Source organism: Actinoplanes sandaracinus (assembly GCF_030009775.1).
Classification (GTDB): domain Bacteria; phylum Actinomycetota; class Actinomycetes; order Mycobacteriales; family Micromonosporaceae; genus Actinoplanes; species Actinoplanes sandaracinus.
On sequence record NZ_JASCTH010000001.1, the window covers coordinates 449568 to 467805 of the forward strand.

Consider the following 18238-nt stretch of genomic DNA (forward strand, 5'->3'; position numbering starts at 1 on the left):
GGCTGAGGGAGGTCACACCGGTCCCTCCTTGTAGGGTCGGCCGGTGCGGATACCCACCGATCTTGAGATCCGGGCCCTTCACGAGCGCTTCGCGCCCTCGCCGGAAGCCTTCGAGCTGGTGTGGACGCACTGCGAGATCGTCTGCCGGATCGCCGACCAACTGCTCGCCGCCGACGGCCACGGCCTGGACGCGGCACTGGTCCGCGCCGGGTGCCTGCTGCACGACATCGGCGTGTACCGGCTGGACCCGGACGAGCACTATGTGCGGCACGGCCTGCTCGGATATGAACTGCTGGACGAGACCGGCCTGCCGGAGACGCTGCGCCGGTTCTGCGCGCATCACACCGGGGTCGGCATCACCCGTGACGACGTGCTGCGGCAGCGGCTTCCGCTGCCACCGTGCGACTACCTCGCCGAGACCGGCGAGGAGGAGCTGGTGATGTACGCGGACAAGTTCCACAGCAAGAGCACCCCACCGAGGTTCCTCACCGCCGCCACGTTCGCGGACCGGGTCAGCCGTTTCGGCCCGGACAAGGTGAAACGATTCTCCTCACTGGTGGACCGGTTCGGCGAGCCCAGCCTCGCTCCGCTCGCCGCCGAATACGGCCATCCGATCACCTGACGCGGGGAAGTGGCGCGCCAGTCTCCGCGCTCCCGCCTGGAGGATCCTGGTGAACTCGGCCTCGCCGAGTTCACTGCCGACGATGTAGGCCAGCACGTCTCCCTGGGCGATCACGGCCGCACGGACACCCTTGGTCCGGTCCTCGCCGCTGCCGAACAGATCCTTGGCCGAGGCGCTCCCCAGCACGACGGTGACCGAGGCGTCGCCGAGCCGCGGCAGCGGCCAGCGCGTCATCCCCGCCGGGCACCGCTGGAGCTCGTCGGCACGCGACGCCACCACCGCACGGCCGGTCTCGGAGCCGGTGGCGCCGATCATCGTCTGCACCGATGCGGCCTCCGGCCCGCCGGCGGAGAAGGCGGCATGGACGTACTCGACGTCGTTACCCGCCGGAGGCTGTGGGCCCTTGCACCGGTTCCAGGCGGAGAAGTCGTTGTCGCCGCGTCCCGTCCCGGTCTCACCCGCCGTCATGCCGTCAGGAAGGTCGTCGACCGTCAGCAACGCCTTCCGCATCCGGTCCGCAGACGGCGGTTCGCCGGGCGCGGCCGCGGCCGGTGCGCTCAGCCCGAACGTCACCATGAGGGTGCACGTCAGCGCCGCCCGGAGAATGGTCCACATCACCTCACGGTAGGCGAGGCGATGCCGTTGACCAGTGGAAACCGGCAGACCTGCCTGTTCGCGGTCCCCGCCCCTCGCCGCCAGCCGTAGCTAACGCCCGCCACAGCGCCCCGGAAGAACACCTGCCCTACGGCCGAGCCGACCAGGACCGGACAACCGCGAACTGTGGCTCATCACCAGACTCACCCACTTGTTGTTGTCTGCATTCTCGACGTCATGCAGCTCGCGCTCGAGATCTGGCCAGCCGTCGACAGGCGACGGGCGGACCGCGCCCGGGCGCGCCAGCCGCTTCGGCCCGGATCGGCAGCGATCATGCACCGTGCTCGCCCTGCCCGGCACGACCGCAAGAAGCGTGCGGTGCGGTTGGCGGGCGGGTGAGCGTCCAAGGTCAGCGGTAGCGGACCGGGAGGTGCTTGATGCCGTTGATCCAGCCGGAGCGGAGGCGTTCGGCCGGGCCCGCGAGGGTGATGCCGGGCATGTGGTCGGCGATGGCGTTGAAGATCAGATCGATCTCGAGGCGGGCGAGGTTCGCACCGAGGCAGAAGTGGGCGCCGCTGCCGCCGAAGCCGAGGTGCGGGTTGGGGCTGCGGTTGATGTCGAAGGTGTGCGGGTCGGTGAAGACCTCTTCGTCGTAGTTGGCGGAGCCGTAGAACATGGCGACCCGCTGGCCTTTTCGGATCGGCTGTCCGTTCAGGACGGTGTCGTGCAGGGTGGTGCGCTGGAAGGCGTTGACCGGGCTGCCCCAGCGGACGAATTCGTCGACGGCGGTGCGGGGCCGGGTGGCCTTGTACGCCTCCCACCGGTCGGGCTGCGTGAGCATGCCGAGCATGCCGTGGGAGATGGCGTTGCGGGTGGTCTCGTTGCCGGCGACGGCGAGCATCAGGACGAAGAAGCCGAACTCGTCGACCGACAGGTGTGAGCCGTCGATCTCGGCGTTGACCAGGGTGGTGACGATGTCGTCGCGCGGGCAGGTCTGGCGTTCGTCGGCCATCTGCATGGCGTAGCCGAGCAGGCCCGTCGCCGATTCCATCGGGTCGGCGCCGTTGAACTCGGGGTCGTCGTAGCCGATCATCGCGTTGGACCATTCGAAGACGTTGCGGCGGTCGTCCTGCGGGACGCCGAGCAACTCGGCGATGGCCTGCAGCGGCAGTTCGCAGGCGACCTCGGTGACGAAGTCGCCCGCATCGCCGGCGGCAGCCGCGGTGACGATGCGCTCGGCGCGGCTCTGGAGAGCGCCGCGGAGACTGTTGATCGCGCGCGGCGTGAAGCCACGGGAGACGATGGCGCGCTGTTTGGTGTGCTGCGGCGGGTCCATGTTGAGCATGATGGCCTGCTGCATCTCGATGTCGTCGCGGGTCATGTCGGACTGGAACCGGACGATCGCGGTGTTCTCCCGGCTGGAGTAGACGTCGCTGTTGCGGGACACGGTCATCACGTCGGCGTGCCGGGTGACGGCCCAGTAGCCCTCGTCGTCGAAGCCGGCGCTGCCCCGCTCCTGCGGGATCCAGCAGACCGGCTCGTCGCGCCGCATCTCGGCGAACTCGGCGTGCGGGATGCCGCCCACGTAGATGTCCGGATCGGTGGGGTCGATGCGGGTACGCGGCTCGGCCACGGCTCCTCCTCCAGCAACAAGTTCTACCGATTCAAACACGTGATCATCGACATTTGGTAGGTTCAATCGAGAACAGGTTCTACTTGGAGGTCGTCTTGGGCGCACCGGTGATCGTCGATGCGGTCCGCACCCCGATCGGCAAGCGCGGCGGGTGGCTGTCCGGGCTGCACGCGGCCGAACTGCTGGGTGTGGCACTGCGCCGGGTGGCTTCGGGCCACGACGTCGAGCAGGCGATCGGCGGCTGCGTGACCCAGGGCGGCGAGCAATCCAACAACATCACCCGGACCGCGTGGTTGCACGCCGGCCTGCCGCATACCACCGGGTGCACCACGATCGACGCGCAGTGCGGTTCGGCGCAGCAGGCCGCACACCTGATCGCCGGGCTGATCGCCACCGACGCGATCACCGTGGGCGTGGCCTGCGGGGTCGAGTCGATGAGCCGGGTGCCGCTGCGCGCCAACCTCGGCGCCGCCGGACTCCCCCGGCCCGCCTCCTGGACCCTCGACCTGCCGAACCAGTACGTGGCGGCCGAACGGATCGCCGAGCGCCGCGGTTTGAGCCGGGAGGACCTGGACCGGTTCGGGGTGCGCTCGCAGGCCTTCGCGGCGCGGGCCTGGGCCGAGGGCCGGTTCGACCGCGAGGTCGTCCCGGTGCTCGACGCGACCCGTGACCAGGGCCTGCGGGAGACCACCTTCGAAGGGCTGTCCGCGTTGAAGACGGTGCTGCCGGACGGGCGGCACACGGCGGGCACCTCGTCACAGATCTCCGACGGGGCGGCGGCGCTGCTGCTGATGGACGCCGGCCGGGCGCGCGAGCTGGGGCTGCGCCCGCGGGCGCGGATCGTGGCGCAGTGCCTCGTCGGCGCCGAGCCGTACTACCACCTGGACGGGCCGATCGCGGCCACCGACCGGGTCCTGGCCCGGGCCGGCATGAAGATCGACGACCTGGACCGGTGCGAGGTCAACGAGGCGTTCGCCAGCGTGGTCCTCTCCTGGATGGCCGTGCACCGCGCCGATCCGGACCGGGTCAACGTCAACGGCGGGGCGATCGCTCTCGGCCATCCGGTCGGCAGCACCGGCGCCCGCCTGCTCACCACCGCACTGCACGAACTGGAGCGGTCCGACGGCACGACGGCGCTGGTCACCATGTGCGCCGGCGGAGCGATGTCGACCGCGACGATCATCGAACGACTGTAGAGGAGGCGCCAGCCATGGTTCCGTTCAAGTTTCTGCTGCTCAGCGCGGTGGTGGCGGCTGTGCTCGCCGCTATCGGCGTCACGACGATGATGGCGGCGCTCAATCCCAGCGCCACCGAGATCGCGCAGAACGCCGCCAACAACGACCCGCTGATCCCGCCGGACTTCTACGGCAGCCGATAGGCCGCAGGCCCCCAGGGCGCCGGTGGCGGCGATGCCCCACCGGCGTCCTGGGCTGCGCCCTCGTCGCTCGGCCTGAGCCGGCGGCGACGCGAGGACGAACGCGGCGGGGAAGAACGCCGAGAGGGTACGGGCCGCGCCCTCGTCACCGGCACGAGGACCCGGCCGTCATCGGCCGGGCCCCGGTGCGCTTCGGCTTACGGCACGGGTGTCGGCAGCGGCCGGGACGGGGCGGCGGCGACCCGGCGCCCGCCGCGGGGCCCGGCTCCGGCGGCGATCAGCAGGCCGGCGGCGATCAGGACCAGCCCGAGGACGGCCAGGCCGATCGGCACGACCACACCGAGCAGGCGCAGCTGATCGCGGCCGCGTGCCGCCTCCGACCGGACCGCGTCGAGGGTGGCCTGGTCGTACTGCAGGTCGGCGTCGAAGATGACGACCCGCTCACCGAGGTTCGGCACCAGTTCCCGGTGCTGCTGCTCCCGGTATCCGACGATGGCGCCGGTCATCGGCTCGACCCAGATCGTGCGGGTGGCCCGGTAGGAGATAGCGCCGCCGGTCGAGCCGGGAGCGAGGAACCCGAGCAGCGCGGCGAGGCTCTGCGCGTCCATCGGCGCCTGCTGGTCGGGGACCTGCTGCTGGAACCGGTACGTGGGCAGGCCGTTGTACTCCTCCTCGGCCTGGTACTCCATCGGCAGCACCCGGTGCAGGGTGGAGTCCCAGTAGTCGTAGGCACGCTTCTCGGTGCCGAACGGGAAGAGGTAGAGATGCCCGGCGAACGCCACGTTGCCCGGGGTGCAGGGGGCCTTCTGCTCGACGTGGCACTGGCCCTCCCACGGCACGGCCTCACCGGACCGGCGGTCGAGGGCGATCCGGCTCTCCGAGCTGTTGATCATCTCGCCGGTGTCAATCCGGTTCGTGGAGTGGTACACGTTCCAGATCAATGTCTCGCCGTCGAGCTCGGCCGCGGCGCGGAAGTCGGGCTTGATGCCGGTGGTGGAGCGCAGCCCGGCGCTCTCCACGACCACCTGCGGGGTGCCGTTGGGCAGCATCTTGGCCTGCACGAAGGAGGCGCTGGCGGCCTCCACCACGACGTCCGGCGGCACCAGGTCGAGCGGCACCTTCCGCTGGGACGGGACGATGACCCAGGCGAGGGCCATCGCGAAGAGGAGGCAGAGTATGCCTAGACCGAAGAGTGCCGAGCCGGTGATCCGCCTCATCGCGTCCCCCCAGGGGTCCTTCGAAAAGTAGAACGCGTTACAATCTACTGCTCCGTAACATCGTTGGAAAGCCCTACGGGTGCTGGCTGCTCACCGCGATCACCTCGCCGGTCAGATAGGACGCGTAGTCGCTGGCGAGGAACGCCACCACGGTCGCCACCTCCCACGGCTCGGCGGCCCGCCCGAACGCCTCCCGCGCGGCGAGCATGTCCAGTTCCGCCTCGCTGATCACCTTGGCCAGGAACGGATGGGCGGCCAGGCTCGGCGCGACCGCGTTGACCCGGATGCCGTGGGCCGCGACATCCAGAGCCGTGCACCGGGTGAAGGCCATCACCCCCGCCTTCGCCGCCGCGTAGTGGGCCTGACCGGCCTGCGCGCGCCACCCCAGCACCGAGGCGTTGTTGACGATCACCCCTCCCCCGCCCTGCGCGATCATCTGCCGCAGCGCGGCCCGGGTGCAGCGGAAGGTGCCGGTCAGGGTGACGTCCAGGACCAGGGCCCACTCCTCGTCGTCCATCTCGGTGACCGGCCGGTTCCCGCCCAGACCGGCGTTGTTGACCAGGACGTCGATCCGGCCGTACCGGGCGACCGCGCCATCGATCAGCCGCCGCACCGCGGCCTCGTCGGTGACGTCGCACGGCACCGCCCACACCCGGCCCGGGTAGCCGAGGGACAGCAGGTCGCGGGTCTCGCCGAGCCGTCGCTCGTGGCTGTCGCCGAGGACCACACGCGCGCCCTCGTCCAGGCAGCGGCGGGCCACCGCCGAGCCGATGCCGGTGCCGGCGGCCGCGGTCACGACGACGACCTTGCCGGTCAGGAGCCCGTGCCCGGCCGGGCCGGTCGGTGCCGTCATCCCCGGGCCTGACGGGGAAGCCCGAGCACCCGCTCGGCGACGATGCCGCGCTGGATCTCGTTCGAGCCGCCGTAGATGGTGTCGGCCCGGCTGAACAGGAAGTACCGCTGCCAGCGCTCGGCCGCGTCCGGTCCGGGGTCGCCGCTCGCGAGGACGTCCACGGCCAGTTCACCGAGACCCTGCCGCCAGCGGGTCCACAGCAGTTTGATCACCGAGGCGGCGAACGGCGTCCCTTCGTCGAGGCTGCGCAGGGTGTGCGCCCGCAGCACCGAGAGGTCGATCCAGGCGCGGGTCAGCCGGTCACGCAGCGCCGGGTCGGCCGCCGCCCCGGTGCGCCGGGCCACCGCGACCAGGTCGTCCAGATCGCGTTGGAACCCGATCTGCTGACCCACCGTGGCGGCGCCGCGCTCGAACGCGAGCGTGGCCATGGCGACCCGCCACCCCTGGCCGGGCTCGCCGACGACCAGGCCGGCCTCGGTGACCGCGTCGTCGAAGAACACTTCGTTGAACTCGCTGTCGCCGGTGAGCTGGCGGATCGGGCGGACCGTGACGCCCGGCTGCCGCATCGGCACGAGCAGATAGGACAGTCCGGCGTGGCGCGGGCCGTCCCCCGCCGGCGAGGTGCGGGCCAGGACGAAACACCAGTCGGCGACGTGGGCCAGGGACGTCCACACCTTCTGGCCGGTGATCACCCACCGGTCGCCGTCGAGCCGGGCCCGGGTGGTGACGCCGGCCAGGTCGGAGCCGGCGCCCGGTTCGGAGTAGCCCTGGCACCACAGCTCCTCGGCCGCGGCGATCGCGGGCAGGAAGCGCCCACGCTGCTCGGGCGTGCCGAGGGCGATCAGGGTGGGGCCGACCATGGTCGTACCGATGTGGTCGACTCGGCTCGGGGCGCCGGACCGGGCGTACTCCTCATGGAAGATCACCTGCTCGGACAGCGACGCGCCCCGCCCGCCGTGAGCCACCGGCCACGCCAGCGTGGTCCACCCGCCGGCGGCGAGCCGCCGGGCGAAGGCGAGCCGCCGCTCGAAGTTCTCGTTCTCGCGGCCGGGCCCGCCGGCTCCGCGCACGTCGTCGGTCACGTTCTCGGAAAGCCATTTACGAACCTCGATACGGAAGTTCTCGGCCACTGGCGTCACCTCCCGGCTCACGCGTAGGCTCACGCTACCGACCAAGCACTTGCTTGGTAAAGCCTTGGAGGTCCGATGGAGACCATTCCGGCGGCGGTGGCGCGGGCGGCGCGCGACTACGGCACCGAACCCGCGCTGGTCGACCCGTTCGTGCGCCGGTGGAACTTCGCCGAACTGCACGACGAGGTCCGCACCGTGGCCCGCGCCCTGATCGCCTCGGGGATCCAGGCGGGCGACCGGGTCGCGCTGTGGGCGCCGAACAGCGCGCGGTGGATGCTGGCCGCGCTCGGCGTCAGCTACGCGGGCGCCGTCCTGGTGCCGGTGAACACCCGGTTCACCGGCGCGGAAGCCGCCGATGTCATCGTCCGCAGCCGGGCGCGCGGCCTGATCGTCACCGGGCCCTTCCTCGGGGTGGACCGGCTGGCGTCGCTGCCCGCGCCGACGCTGCCGCCCTTCGTGCTGCCGCTGCCGCACTGGGACGCCTTCCTCGACCGGGCCTCCCTGGTGCCCGCCGCACTGGCGGACTCCCGAGCAGCGGCGGTCCGCGAGGACGACGTCAGCGACATCCTCTTCACCTCCGGCACCACCGGGCGCAGCAAAGGCGCGATGAGCGCGCACCGGCAGTCCCTCGGCGTGGCCCAGGCCTGGGCGACGATCGGCGGACTCGGTGTCCACGACCGGTACCTCGTGGTGAACCCGTTCTTCCACAGCTTCGGTCTCAAAGCCGGCATCCTGGCCTGCCTGACCAGCGGGGCGACCGTGGTGCCGCAGGCGGTGTTCGACGTGCCGCGCACCCTCGACCTGATCGGGCACGAGCGGATCACCGTGCTGCCGGGGCCCCCGACCCTCTACATCGGGCTGCTCGACCATCCGGCCCGGGCCGGGCTGGCGCCGACGTCGCTGCGACTGGCCGTCACCGGGGCCGCGACCGTGCCGCCGGCGCTGGTCGAGCGGATCCGCGCCGAGCTCGGGTTCACGACGGTCCTGACGGCGTACGGCCTGACCGAGGCCGTGGTGGCGACGATGTGCCGGCCCGGGGACGACACCCGGACGGTGGCGTACACGTGCGGGCGGGCCGCGGCCGGTTTCTCGGTCCGGATCAGCGAGAAGGACGGTGAGGTGCTGTTGCGCGGGCCCAACGTGATGCTCGGATACCTCGACGACCCGGTCGCCACCGCGGACGCCATCGACGGGGACGGCTGGCTGCACACCGGCGACGTCGGAACCCTCGACGAACGGGGCAACCTGACGATCACCGACCGGCTCAAGGACATGTACGTCTGCGGCGGGTTCAACGTCTATCCGGCCGAGGTGGAGCGGGTGCTCGCCGAACTGCCCGCGGTGGCCGAGTCGGCGGTCGTCGGAGTGCCCGACGACCGGCTCGGCGAGGTCGGCCGGGCGTACGTGGTGGCCCGTCCCGGCCACGAGCTGACCGCGGAGGCGGTGATCGGCTGGTGCCGGGACCGGCTCGCCGGATACAAGGCGCCCCGATCGGTGGAGGTGCTGCCGGAACTGCCGCACAACGCCGGCGGAAAGGTCCTCAAATACCTGCTGCGGGAGCGGTCATGAACGACATCGTGCGCTACGAGCGGCGCGGGCCGGTCGCGCTCGTCACCATGAACCGGCCGCGCTACCGGAACGCGCAGAACTCGGCCATGACGTACGCCCTCGACGACGCCTTCACCCGCGCCGTCGACGACGACGACGTGTCGGTGATCGTGCTGGCCGGGGCGGGCGACCACTTCTCCGCCGGCCACGACATCGGCACACCTGAGCGCGACGCCGACACCCCGTTCCCCCGGCGGGCCGTCACCTGGTGGGACCACACCACCCGAGACGGCGCCGACCGGCGGTACGCCCGGGAGATGGAGGTCTACCTGGGCATGTGCCGGCGGTGGCGGGAGATCCCGAAACCGTCGATCGCCATGGTCCAGGGAGCCTGCGTGGCCGGTGGGCTGATGCTCGCCTGGGTGTGCGACCTGATCGTGGCCGCCGAGGACGCGTTCTTCGCCGACCCGGTGCTGCGCATGGGGATCCCCGGAGTGGAGTACTTCGCCCACCCCTGGGTGGTGGGCCCCCGCTTCGCGCGGGAGATGCTGTTCACCGGGGACCGGTTCGGGGCGCGGCGGGCGTACGAGATCGGCATGGTCAACCGGGTCGTGCCGCGAGACGCGCTGACCACCGAGACCCTCGCCCTGGCCGCGCGGGTCGCCGCCATGCCGGCGTTCGGGCTCGCCCTCGCCAAGCGGGCGGTGAACCTCTGCGAGGACCAGATGGGCATGCGCGCCGGAATGGACGCGGTGTTCGGGCTGCATCACGTGGCGCACTCGCACAACGCCGAGGTGATGTCCGATCCGCTCGCCGGCCTGGACGCGGCGGCCATGAAGAAGGCCGCCGAGTGAACCTCGACCTGGACGACGCGGCCGTCGCGTTCCGCGACGAGGTGCGGGCGTGGCTGGCCGCCAACGTGCCGGCCACTCCCCTGCCCGGCGTGGACACCCCCGCGGGCAGCGTCGCCCACCGGGAGTGGGAGCGGCGGTTGGCGGGCGCCGGCCTGGCCGCGGTGTCCTGGCCCGTCGAGTACGGCGGCCGGGCCGCGCCACCGCTGCACGCGCTGCTGTTCGACGAGGAGTACCACGCGGCCGGCGCGCCGGTGCGGATCGGCCAGAACGGGCTGTTCCTGCTGGCGCCGACCCTGCTGACACACGGGACGGCCGGCCAGTGCGCGCGCGTGCTGCCCCCGATGGCCGGTGGCGCCGAGGTGTGGGCACAGGCCTGGTCGGAACCGGAGGCCGGCAGCGACCTCGCCTCGTTGCGCTCCGCCGGGCGGCGGGCCGACGGCGGATGGCTGCTGTCCGGTCAGAAGACGTGGAGTTCCCGGGCCGTGGTCGCGGACCGGGCGTTCGGCCTGTTCCGCACCGACCCGTCGGCACGCCGTCATCACGGGCTGACCTATCTGATGTTCGACCTGCGGGCGCCGGGCGTCACGGTCCGGCCGATCCGGCAACTGGACGGCGGCGCCGGCTTCGCGGAGATCTTCCTGGACGACGTGTTCGTGCCCGACGACGACGTGATCGGCGCGCCCGGCGACGGCTGGCGAGTCGCCATGAGCACCGCCGGGCACGAGCGTGGCCTGTCGCTGCGCGGGCCGGGCCGCTTCACCGCCACCGCCGCCCGCCTGCTCCGGCTCTGGTCGGCCACGAACCCCGATCCCGCCGCCGCGCCGCCCGCACCGGCGGACGCGGTGGTGGACGCCTGGATCGGGGCTCGGGCCTACCGGATGCAGGCCTACGCCTCGCTCGACGCGGAAGTCGCGCCCAGCACCACCAAGCTGTTCTGGTCGCACCTCGACGTCCGGCTGCATGAGACAGCGCTCGACGTGCTCGGGCCGCTCGCCGAAGTGGACCCGGACTGGACCGGCGGGTATCTGTTCTCGCTGGCCGGGCCGATCTATGCGGGCACCAGCGAGATACAGCGGGACATCCTCGCCCAGCGGGTGCTGGGACTGCCCCGGGAACCGCGATGAGGCTGGCCCCCTCGGCGGAGCAACGCCGGTTCGCGGACGTCCTGCACCAGATGCTGACCGGCGCGGATCTGCCGGGGGTGTCGGCGGCGTGGGCGAACGGGGACGTGGGGCCGGGCCGGCGGCTGTGGACGGCGCTGGCCGACGCCGGGGTCACCGGTCTGCTGGTGCCGGAGCGCTGGGGCGGGCTCGGCGCCGGGCCGGACGACCTGGTGATCGCCTGCGAGGAACTGGGACACCACGCGGTCCCGGGACCGATCGCCGAATCGATCGCCGCGGTGCCGGTGTTGCTGGCCGGGCGGCCGGCGACGGCCGGGACGGAGCCGGACGCGATGGCGGACAAGTGGCTGCCCGAACTCGTGGCGGGCCGGGCGGTCGCCTCGATGGCGGCGCCGCCGTGGCTGCCTCTCGCCGCGGACGGCGACGCCGCCGACCTGATCCTGCTGGTCACCGGCGACGAGGTACGCACGGGACAGCCCGGACGGATCCACCGCTCGATGGACCCGGCGCGACGGCTGGCCGAGGTCCTGCCCGGCGGCGTCCTCACCACCGGCCCTCCGATGCCGCACGCGATCAACCTGGGAGTGCTCGCCTGCGCGGCGCAACTCCTCGGGGCCGGGCGGGCGCTGCTGGAAACCGCGGTCGGCTACGCGAAGACACGGACCCAGTTCGGGCGGCCGATCGGATCGTTCCAGGCGGTACGGCATCAGCTCGCCGACGTGGCGGTGGCGATCGAGTTCGCCCGGCCCCTGCTCTACGCCGCGGCGGTCGCCCTCGCCGGAACGGGAACCGCCACCGCCGGGCGCGACGTCTCGGCGGCGAAGGTGGCCTGCGGGGAGGCCGCGGTGCTGGCGGCGCGGGTGGCGTTGCAGGTGCACGGGGCGGTCGGATACACGCGTGAGCACGGGCTCGGCCGGTGGCTGACCAGGGTGCGGGTGCTTCACGCGGCCTGGGGGACGCCGGCCCGGCACCGGGAACGGATCCTCGCGGAACTCGCCGGCGAGATGGCCGGTGACCGGCGGACTCCGCCCGAAGGACGCGGGACGGCCGCAAGCCGGCAGGACGTCGCGGGGTAGCCCGGGAACGGCCACGGTCCGGTGGGGCGAGGACGTCCGTACCGAAAAAAAGGGGTGAAGAGGGGGAAAGGGTGAGAGAAGAGCGTGCGGCGTTACGCGCGGCGGTCCGCGGCCTGCTGGGCGGGCGGGTGGCGCGAGCCGCGGATCACGGTGAGATCGACGCCGGGTGGGCGCGGCTGTGCAAGGAGATCGGCGTCGCGGGGCTCGCGGTTCCGGAGGCGTACGGCGGGGCCGGCGCCACCCTGATCGAGGCGAACGTCGTGCTGACGGAACTCGGCCGGGTCCTGAGCCCGATGCCGATGCTCGGATCCGTGCTGGCCACGCAGGCGCTCGTGCGGTCCGGGGACGACGACGCGTGCGCCCGGCTGCTGCCCGGGATCTGCGCCGGCGAGCCGATCGCGGCCGTGGCCTGGGAGGGCTCCGGCGAGGTGCGCGACGGGCTGATCAGCGGCTCGTTCCGGGACGTCCTCGACGCCGGCGCGGCGCACACGCTGCTGGTCGCGGCGGGCGGCGCGCTGTACGAGGTGGACGCCGGCCGCACCGACCGGCAGCTCACGGGCACGCTCGACCTGACCCGGCGGCTGGAGACGGTACGCCTCGACCACGTGCCGGGCCGGCGCCTCGCCGGTGATGACCCGCTGCCGGGTCTGCGGGACGTGGCCTGTGTGGCGCTCGCCGCCGAGCAGGTCGGCACCGCCGAACGCGCCCTGGAGCTGACGGTCGAGTACGTCAAGGCACGGCACCAGTTCGGCCGGCCGATCGGCTCGTTCCAGGTGTTGCAGCATCGGCTCGCCGAGGCGTACGTGCGGGTGGAAGCCGCCCGGTCAGCGGCCGAGGCCGCCGCGAACGCCGTGGCCGCCGGGTCGGCGGAGGCGCAACGGCTGGCCGCGGTGGCGAAGGTGTCCTGTTCGGAGACGGTACGGGCGGTGGCCGCCGAGATGGTGCAGATGCACGGCGGTATCGCGATCACCTGGGAACACGACGCGCACCTGTACCTGCGCAGGGCGTGGGCGTCGGCGCAGTTGTTCGGTTCGCCGGCCGGTCATGTCGCACGACTCACACCCACACTTCTGGACTGATCGATCGGCGATGACCATGTGAAGGCGCGGGTTTACTAGCATGAGCCGGTGCTTTCTCCGGGTGTCATCCTCAACGGCCGCTATCAGCTCAACCAGCGGATCGCGGCGGGTGGTATGGGTGAGGTGTGGCGCGGCGACGACCTGCTGCTGCACCGGGAGATCGCGGTCAAGGTGCTGCTCCCGGCGCTGATGTCGGACTCCGACTTCATCACCCGGTTCCGGTCCGAGGCGCGGATGATGGCGGCGCTGCGGCACCCCGGGATCGTGCAGGTCTACGACTACGGCGAGAACGCGCAGGTCGGCGCGCACCGGCTCGACTACCTGGTGATGGAGTACATCGACGGCACCCCGCTGTCGGCGCGGATCCAGCAGGCCGGTCGCCTCGGCTCGGCCGAGACCATGACGATCGTCGCGCAGGTCGCCGACGCGCTCCACGCCGCGCACGAGTCCGGCATCATCCACCGCGACGTCAAACCGAGCAATCTTCTGGTACGACCGGCCGGCGCGATCGTGCTGGTCGACTTCGGGGTCGCCAGATCGGTCGGGGTCACCGGCATCACCAGCACGAACGTGGTTCTCGGCAGCGCGCACTACATGGCGCCGGAACAGGCCGAAGGCCGCCCGGTGACGGCCGCCACCGATGTCTACGCGCTGGGCGCGGTCGCGTTCAGCTGCCTGACCGGGCGGCCGCCCTACGTCGGTGACAATCCGCTCGCCGTGCTGGCCCAGTTGGTGCACGGGCAGCCGCCGGTCCTTCCGCCGGACGTGCCGGCCGCTACGGCCTCGGTGGTGCTGCGTGCTCTCGCCAAAGACCCGGGGCAGCGTTTTCCCAGCGCGTCCGCTCTGGCCGCGGCCGCGCGGGCGGCGGGGTCACCACCTTCGTCGTACGGGGTGAGCGCACCGCTTCCTCGTCAGCCGGGTCCGGCCGTCGCCGGTCCGGCCGCTTCCGCTCCGGCTCCTTCCGGTCCGGCCGGGGCCGCCGCCTCCGGTGCGCGCGGTGTCGCCTCGTCGTCGTTTCCTGCCGGTCCGGCCGCGCACAAATTCGCGCCGGGGTCGGCGGCGGTCGGTGCGGGCGCCTCTGGTTTCGCGGCGGCGCACGGTTCCGCCCCGCACAACTCGGCGGCGCACGGTTCCGGGCCGCACAGCTCGGCGTTTCACGGTTCCGGGCCGCACAGCTCGGCGTTTCACGGTTCTGGGCCGCACGGGGCCGCGGCACACGGGGCGGTTCCGGTGGGGGCGCCCGGGGAGGTGACCTCGGCGAAGTCGGTCAAGGGGCGAAACGCCACGGTCGCGCTCGCGGCGGTCGCGGTGGTGGCCCTGCTGGCCGGCGTCGGCATCATCCTGGGAAACGGATCCGGGAACGACGATTCGGGAACCGGTTCCCTCAACGCCGGAGCCCCGATTGATCAGCTGCAGGCGGGCGGCGGCCAGAGCACCGGAGCGCGCGGGCAGGCCAGCACCCGGCCGGGCGGCCAGAAATCGTCCCCGCAGCCGAATCGATCCGCCGGGCCCACCGGCAAGACGCCGACCACCGATCCGGCCGCCTCCGCGAAACCGACCGGCGCCACCAGCCCGGATCCAGGGGCGTCCACCGACCCGTCGGCGACCGCGACGAACCCGCACGACGACCCGGTCACGATCTGCGGCGCCGGTTACCAGGTGATCAACTCGCACAAGCTGAAGACCTCCGCCGGGGTGCTGCGGGGGACGGTCTACGTGCTCTATCTGGCGTCGGGCGGGACGAACTGCGTCGTCACGATCAAGGCGGACACTTTCGACGAGAAGACGTCGATGTCCGCGACCCTGCAGGTGAAGGGTGACGCCAAGACCTACGCCGACAAGGGGACGTTCCAGTATTACGCCGGCCCGGTGACCGCCGCGGCCCCGAAGACCTGCATCAAGTGGGGCGGTGCGGTCGGGGGGATGTCCTTCGAGAGCGACTGGGCTCACTGCAAGTGACGGTCACATCCGGTCGATCGCGGTGAGGTCGATGTCGATCGCGAACGGCACGGTCAGCACCAGCCGCTCATGGAAGATCCCGAGCGGCCCGTAGGCGCCGGTCGCCGGGTCACGCTGGTAGGCGTAGACGACCGGTTTGCCCTCGGACGCCTCCACCCGCCAGAAGAACGGGATGCCCGCCTCGGCGTAGAGCTGCGGCTTGCGCGACCGGTCGCGGATCTCGGACTCGGGCGACACGACCTCGATCGCGAGCACGACCGCCTCGGCGGGGTACCACGTGGCGGTGAGGTCGGCTTCAGCCTCGGCTCGCACAACCACCACGTCAGGCTCCGGCCTCTGCCTGTTGTTCAGAACCACCGACATGTCCCGCCTCACCAGATATGCCGGTCGGGGAGCGACTGAACGCAACTCCTGGGTGAGGAGGTCGAGCATCAGGGAATGAAAAGCCTTCTGCGGGGTCACGAGGACGAGACTCCCGTCGATGAGCTCAGCGTGCGACGGAAGATCCGGGATCCGGTCCAGGTCATCGGCGGTATATCCCTCCACAGGCGGCATGTGCCATCCAGAACCCGGCCCGGTGCTCACGGATCGACCTCCTCTGCGAACGATTTCCCGTTCTCGCAGACTACCCATGCAGGCCTCCACTCAGCGGTGATGATCGACGACCCGGGCCGCTCGCCACGCATCTTTCAGCAGGCGGGCAAGGCCTTGCGGCCGCGAACCCGAAGACCGGATCTGGCATGCACATGACTATAGTCTCTAGACTAGGTGGCAACAAGGGTTGGAGCTGATCAGATCCAGTCGGTGTGGCGGGGCCAGGAGAGCAGGGTGTCGACGACCTCCGGCGGCTCGTACGGCGACGCGGGCGTGGTCGTGGTGTAGCGGCTGCGGTAGAAGAGCAGCGGCGTGGCGTCGCGGCAGGGGCCCAGGGTGGTCACCCGGCCGGTGACGATGACGTGGTCGCCGCCGGGGTGGACGGCCTCCACCTCACAGTCGGCCCACGTCAGGGCGCCGGCCAGGACCGGCGCGCCGGACGGAGCCGCAGACCAGTCCGCCGCGGTGAATCGGTCGGCGCCCCTGGTGCCGAAGAGACGGGAGACGTCACGCTGGTCGGCGGCGAGGATGTTGACGCAGAAGAAGCCGGACGCCCGGACGCGACGCCAGGTGTCCGAGCCGGCCTGCGGGCAGAAGAGCACCAGCGGCGGGTCCAGCGACAGCGGCGCGAACGCCTGACAGGCGAACCCGGCCGGCCCCTCGGCGTCGACCGTCGTGATGACGGTGATCCCGGTGCCGAAATGCCCGAAGACCCTCCGGAACCGCCGGCTGTCCACGCCACCCGCGTCCCGGGCGGTCACCGGGGGAAGGCCGGGGACGGCGGGGTGGGCGGCATCGGGCGGGTGAGTGGTCAATGGCCGCCGCCGGCTGAGAAGCGGTGGCCCCACACGCTGTGGGCGGTGGTCTGGCGGGCCACCCAGGTGGCGTCGTCGACGGTCAGGCCGCCGTAGCCGTACTCGATGTCAAAACCGCTCGGGGTGCGGACGTAGAAGGAGACCATCTCGTCGTTGGCGTGCCGCCCCAGAGTGGAGATCATCGGGGCCTTGTTGCGGGCGCAGCGGTCGATGGCGCGGCCCACGTCGTCGAGGGTCTCGGTCTCGATCATCAGGTGGACCAGGCCGGTGGGCGCGGGGATCGGGGCCAGGGCGACACTGTGATGCCGGGGGCCGCAACCCAGGAACCGCATCCACAGTGGTGCGTCGCTGGGCGGCAGACCGATGTGCTCCGGGACCAGGCGCATCGAATCACGCAGGCGGAAGCCCAGCACCTCGGTGTAGAACCGCATCGAGGCGACGTCGTCGCGGGCCGGCAGGACCACGTGGCCCATGCCCTGGCCGGCGGTGACGAAACGGGTTCCGTAAGGGCTCTGGGCGGGCCGGGAGTCCAGGGCGGCACCGCAGAAGAACTCGAGACGGTTGCCGGACGGGTCGTCGACGCTGATCAGATGGGAGACGCGGCGATCGGCCAGATCGGCGGCGCCGGCCGGTTTGACCGCGACACCGGCCTCGTCGAGGACCTGGACCAGGCGGGTGATCGCGGCCGGGTCGGCCAGCTCCCAGCCGGAGGCGGCGAGCCGGTCCTTCTCGCCCGGCACCACGACGATGCGGGCGGGGAGCTCGTCCATCCGCAGATAGACGGCCTGCGGGTCGGGGCCGCGGCCCTCGGTCATACCGAGCACCTTGACCCCGAAGTCACGCCAGGCGGGCAGGTCGGTGGCTTCGACACGCAGGTAGCCGAGGGATCGGATCAGGCTGCTCACGGGCGGTCCCCTCTCGAGAAGACGAAGCGGGCACGGACAGGTCGGTGGAGCGGTCCGGTCAGGGAGACGGCGTCAGGAAGTCGATGGCCAGGCGGTTGAACTCGTCGAACTTCTCCAGGTGGGCCCAGTGGCCGCAGCCGCCGAAGACGTGCAGGCGGGCGTTGCGCAGCAGTTTCAGGGCGACCAGGGCGCCGTCGAGCGGGTTGACCCGGTCCTCACGGCCCCACACCAGCAGCACCTGATGGCGCAGGCGGTGGGCGTCGCGCCAGAGCAGGCCCTCCTCGTACGTCGAGGGGTTGCTGAACGAGGCGCCCATCTCGCCCAGGGCGCGCATCGCGGCCGGGTCGCTCGCGGCGCGGAACCGCTCCTCGATCAGCTCCTCGGTGATCAAGGACGGATCGAAGACGAGGGTACGGAGGAACGCGCCCAGCCTCTCGCGGCTGGGATCCCGGCTGAACCCGGTGAGGCGTTTGACGCCCTCGGTGGGGTCGGCGGAGAAGACGTTCAGCGACAGGCCGCCGGGTCCCATCAGGAGCAGCCGGCGGGCCCGTGACGGGTGCAGCAGCGCGAACCGCACGGCCGTGCCGCCGCCGAGCGAGTTGCCGATCAGGTCGACCTGATCGATGCCGAGTTTGTCCAGCAACCCGGCCAGCTCGTTGGCCGCGTGGGTGAAGTACTGGCCGATGATCGGGTCGCCGAGCGAGCCCCCGTATCCCGGCTGGTCGACCGCGAGGACGTCGAAATGTGGGGCGAGCGCGGGGATCGTACGGCCGAAATTGCTCATGGCGGACGCGCCGGGGCCGCCGCCGTGGAGAAGGACCACCGGCGACCCTTGGCCCTCACGGTGAAAGTGCAGGCTCATC

The 18238-nt window shown here is 71.8% G+C and carries 17 protein-coding genes and 1 pseudogene; 9 read left to right on the plus strand and 9 right to left on the minus strand.

Annotation, left to right across the window (positions count from 1 at the left end; genetic code table 11):
- Positions 1–43: 43 nt before the first annotated feature.
- Positions 44–622 (plus strand): HD domain-containing protein, encoded by a 579-nt coding sequence (locus QLQ12_RS02100; RefSeq protein ID WP_282756787.1) that lies wholly within the window; start codon positions 44–46, stop codon positions 620–622.
- Here QLQ12_RS02100 and QLQ12_RS02105 read toward each other — a convergent pair.
- Positions 551–1237: a hypothetical protein gene (locus QLQ12_RS02105; protein WP_282756789.1), complete on the minus strand. Its 687-nt coding sequence runs from the start codon at positions 1235–1237 to the stop codon at positions 551–553. The genes QLQ12_RS02100 and QLQ12_RS02105 overlap by 72 nt on opposite strands.
- Positions 1238–1625: 388 nt before the next feature.
- The gene (locus tag QLQ12_RS02110) at positions 1626–2849 is read right to left on the minus strand and encodes a cytochrome P450 (RefSeq protein ID WP_282756790.1); all 1224 of its coding nucleotides are present in this window, start codon (positions 2847–2849) and stop codon (positions 1626–1628) included.
- A gap of 95 nt (positions 2850–2944) precedes the next feature.
- On the opposite strand from QLQ12_RS02110, the gene QLQ12_RS02115 reads away from it, so the two are divergent.
- Together QLQ12_RS02115 and QLQ12_RS02120 are read left to right on the plus strand one after the other, a co-directional pair.
- The gene (locus QLQ12_RS02115; protein ID WP_282756791.1) at positions 2945–4045 is read left to right on the plus strand and encodes a steroid 3-ketoacyl-CoA thiolase; all 1101 of its coding nucleotides are present in this window, start codon (positions 2945–2947) and stop codon (positions 4043–4045) included.
- 14 nt (positions 4046–4059) lie between these two features.
- Entirely contained in the window at positions 4060–4227 is a 168-nt protein-coding gene (locus QLQ12_RS02120; protein ID WP_282756792.1) for a hypothetical protein, read from the plus strand.
- Between the two features lie 194 nt (positions 4228–4421).
- Here QLQ12_RS02120 and QLQ12_RS02125 read toward each other — a convergent pair whose 3' ends face one another.
- The 3 genes from QLQ12_RS02125 to QLQ12_RS02135 form a co-directional block, all read right to left on the minus strand.
- Complete coding sequence (locus QLQ12_RS02125) at positions 4422–5441, minus strand: DUF3068 domain-containing protein (protein ID WP_282756793.1); 1020 nt, start codon at positions 5439–5441, stop codon at positions 4422–4424.
- A 73-nt stretch (positions 5442–5514) separates the two neighbouring features.
- Positions 5515–6294 carry an SDR family oxidoreductase gene (locus tag QLQ12_RS02130; protein ID WP_282756794.1) on the minus strand — a complete coding sequence of 260 codons (780 nt, stop codon included), beginning with the start codon at positions 6292–6294 and terminating at the stop codon, positions 5515–5517.
- A complete protein-coding gene (locus tag QLQ12_RS02135) occupies positions 6291–7457 on the minus strand; it encodes an acyl-CoA dehydrogenase family protein (RefSeq protein WP_282756795.1) in 1167 nt (388 codons plus the stop codon). Before QLQ12_RS02135 ends, QLQ12_RS02130 begins: the two co-directional genes overlap by 4 nt.
- Positions 7458–7499: 42 nt before the next feature.
- Between QLQ12_RS02135 and QLQ12_RS02140 the strand changes: the two genes are divergently transcribed.
- The 6 genes and pseudogenes from QLQ12_RS02140 (at position 7500) to QLQ12_RS46990 (ending at position 15061) form a co-directional block, all read left to right on the plus strand.
- A complete protein-coding gene (locus tag QLQ12_RS02140; RefSeq protein ID WP_282756796.1) occupies positions 7500–8993 on the plus strand; it encodes a FadD3 family acyl-CoA ligase in 1494 nt (497 codons plus the stop codon).
- Positions 8990–9826, plus strand: coding sequence for an enoyl-CoA hydratase (locus QLQ12_RS02145; RefSeq protein ID WP_282756797.1), 837 nt, complete (start codon positions 8990–8992; stop codon positions 9824–9826). Before QLQ12_RS02140 ends, QLQ12_RS02145 begins: the two co-directional genes overlap by 4 nt.
- Positions 9823–10950, plus strand: a complete 1128-nt coding sequence (locus QLQ12_RS02150) for an acyl-CoA dehydrogenase family protein (RefSeq protein WP_282756798.1) — start codon at positions 9823–9825, stop codon at positions 10948–10950. The genes QLQ12_RS02145 and QLQ12_RS02150 overlap by 4 nt, the downstream gene beginning before the upstream one ends.
- Positions 10947–11945: pseudogene (locus tag QLQ12_RS02155) on the plus strand (acyl-CoA dehydrogenase family protein); the annotation flags it as partial. The gene QLQ12_RS02150 and the pseudogene QLQ12_RS02155, both read left to right, overlap by 4 nt.
- Positions 11946–12094: 149 nt before the next feature.
- On the plus strand, positions 12095–13102 hold the full coding sequence (locus QLQ12_RS02160) for an acyl-CoA dehydrogenase family protein (RefSeq protein WP_282756800.1): 1008 nt from the start codon (positions 12095–12097) through the stop codon (positions 13100–13102).
- A 48-nt stretch (positions 13103–13150) separates the two neighbouring features.
- The gene (locus tag QLQ12_RS46990) at positions 13151–15061 is read left to right on the plus strand and encodes a serine/threonine-protein kinase (RefSeq protein ID WP_407651386.1); all 1911 of its coding nucleotides are present in this window, start codon (positions 13151–13153) and stop codon (positions 15059–15061) included.
- 3 nt (positions 15062–15064) lie between these two features.
- Here the strand turns inward: QLQ12_RS46990 and QLQ12_RS02170 are convergent, their stop codons facing one another.
- From QLQ12_RS02170 to hsaD, 4 genes are all read right to left on the minus strand, one after another.
- Positions 15065–15616, minus strand: coding sequence for a Uma2 family endonuclease (locus QLQ12_RS02170; protein ID WP_282756801.1), 552 nt, complete (start codon positions 15614–15616; stop codon positions 15065–15067).
- 236 nt (positions 15617–15852) lie between these two features.
- On the minus strand, positions 15853–16416 hold the full coding sequence (gene hsaB / locus QLQ12_RS02175; protein WP_282756802.1) for a 3-hydroxy-9,10-secoandrosta-1,3,5(10)-triene-9,17-dione monooxygenase reductase subunit: 564 nt from the start codon (positions 16414–16416) through the stop codon (positions 15853–15855).
- A 50-nt stretch (positions 16417–16466) separates the two neighbouring features.
- On the minus strand, positions 16467–17375 hold the full coding sequence (hsaC, locus tag QLQ12_RS02180) for an iron-dependent extradiol dioxygenase HsaC (RefSeq protein ID WP_282756803.1): 909 nt from the start codon (positions 17373–17375) through the stop codon (positions 16467–16469).
- Positions 17376–17433: 58 nt separating this feature from the next.
- On the minus strand, positions 17434–18237 hold the full coding sequence (gene hsaD, locus QLQ12_RS02185) for a 4,5:9,10-diseco-3-hydroxy-5,9,17-trioxoandrosta-1(10),2-diene-4-oate hydrolase (RefSeq protein ID WP_282756804.1): 804 nt from the start codon (positions 18235–18237) through the stop codon (positions 17434–17436).
- Between the last annotated feature and the right edge of the window lies 1 nt (position 18238).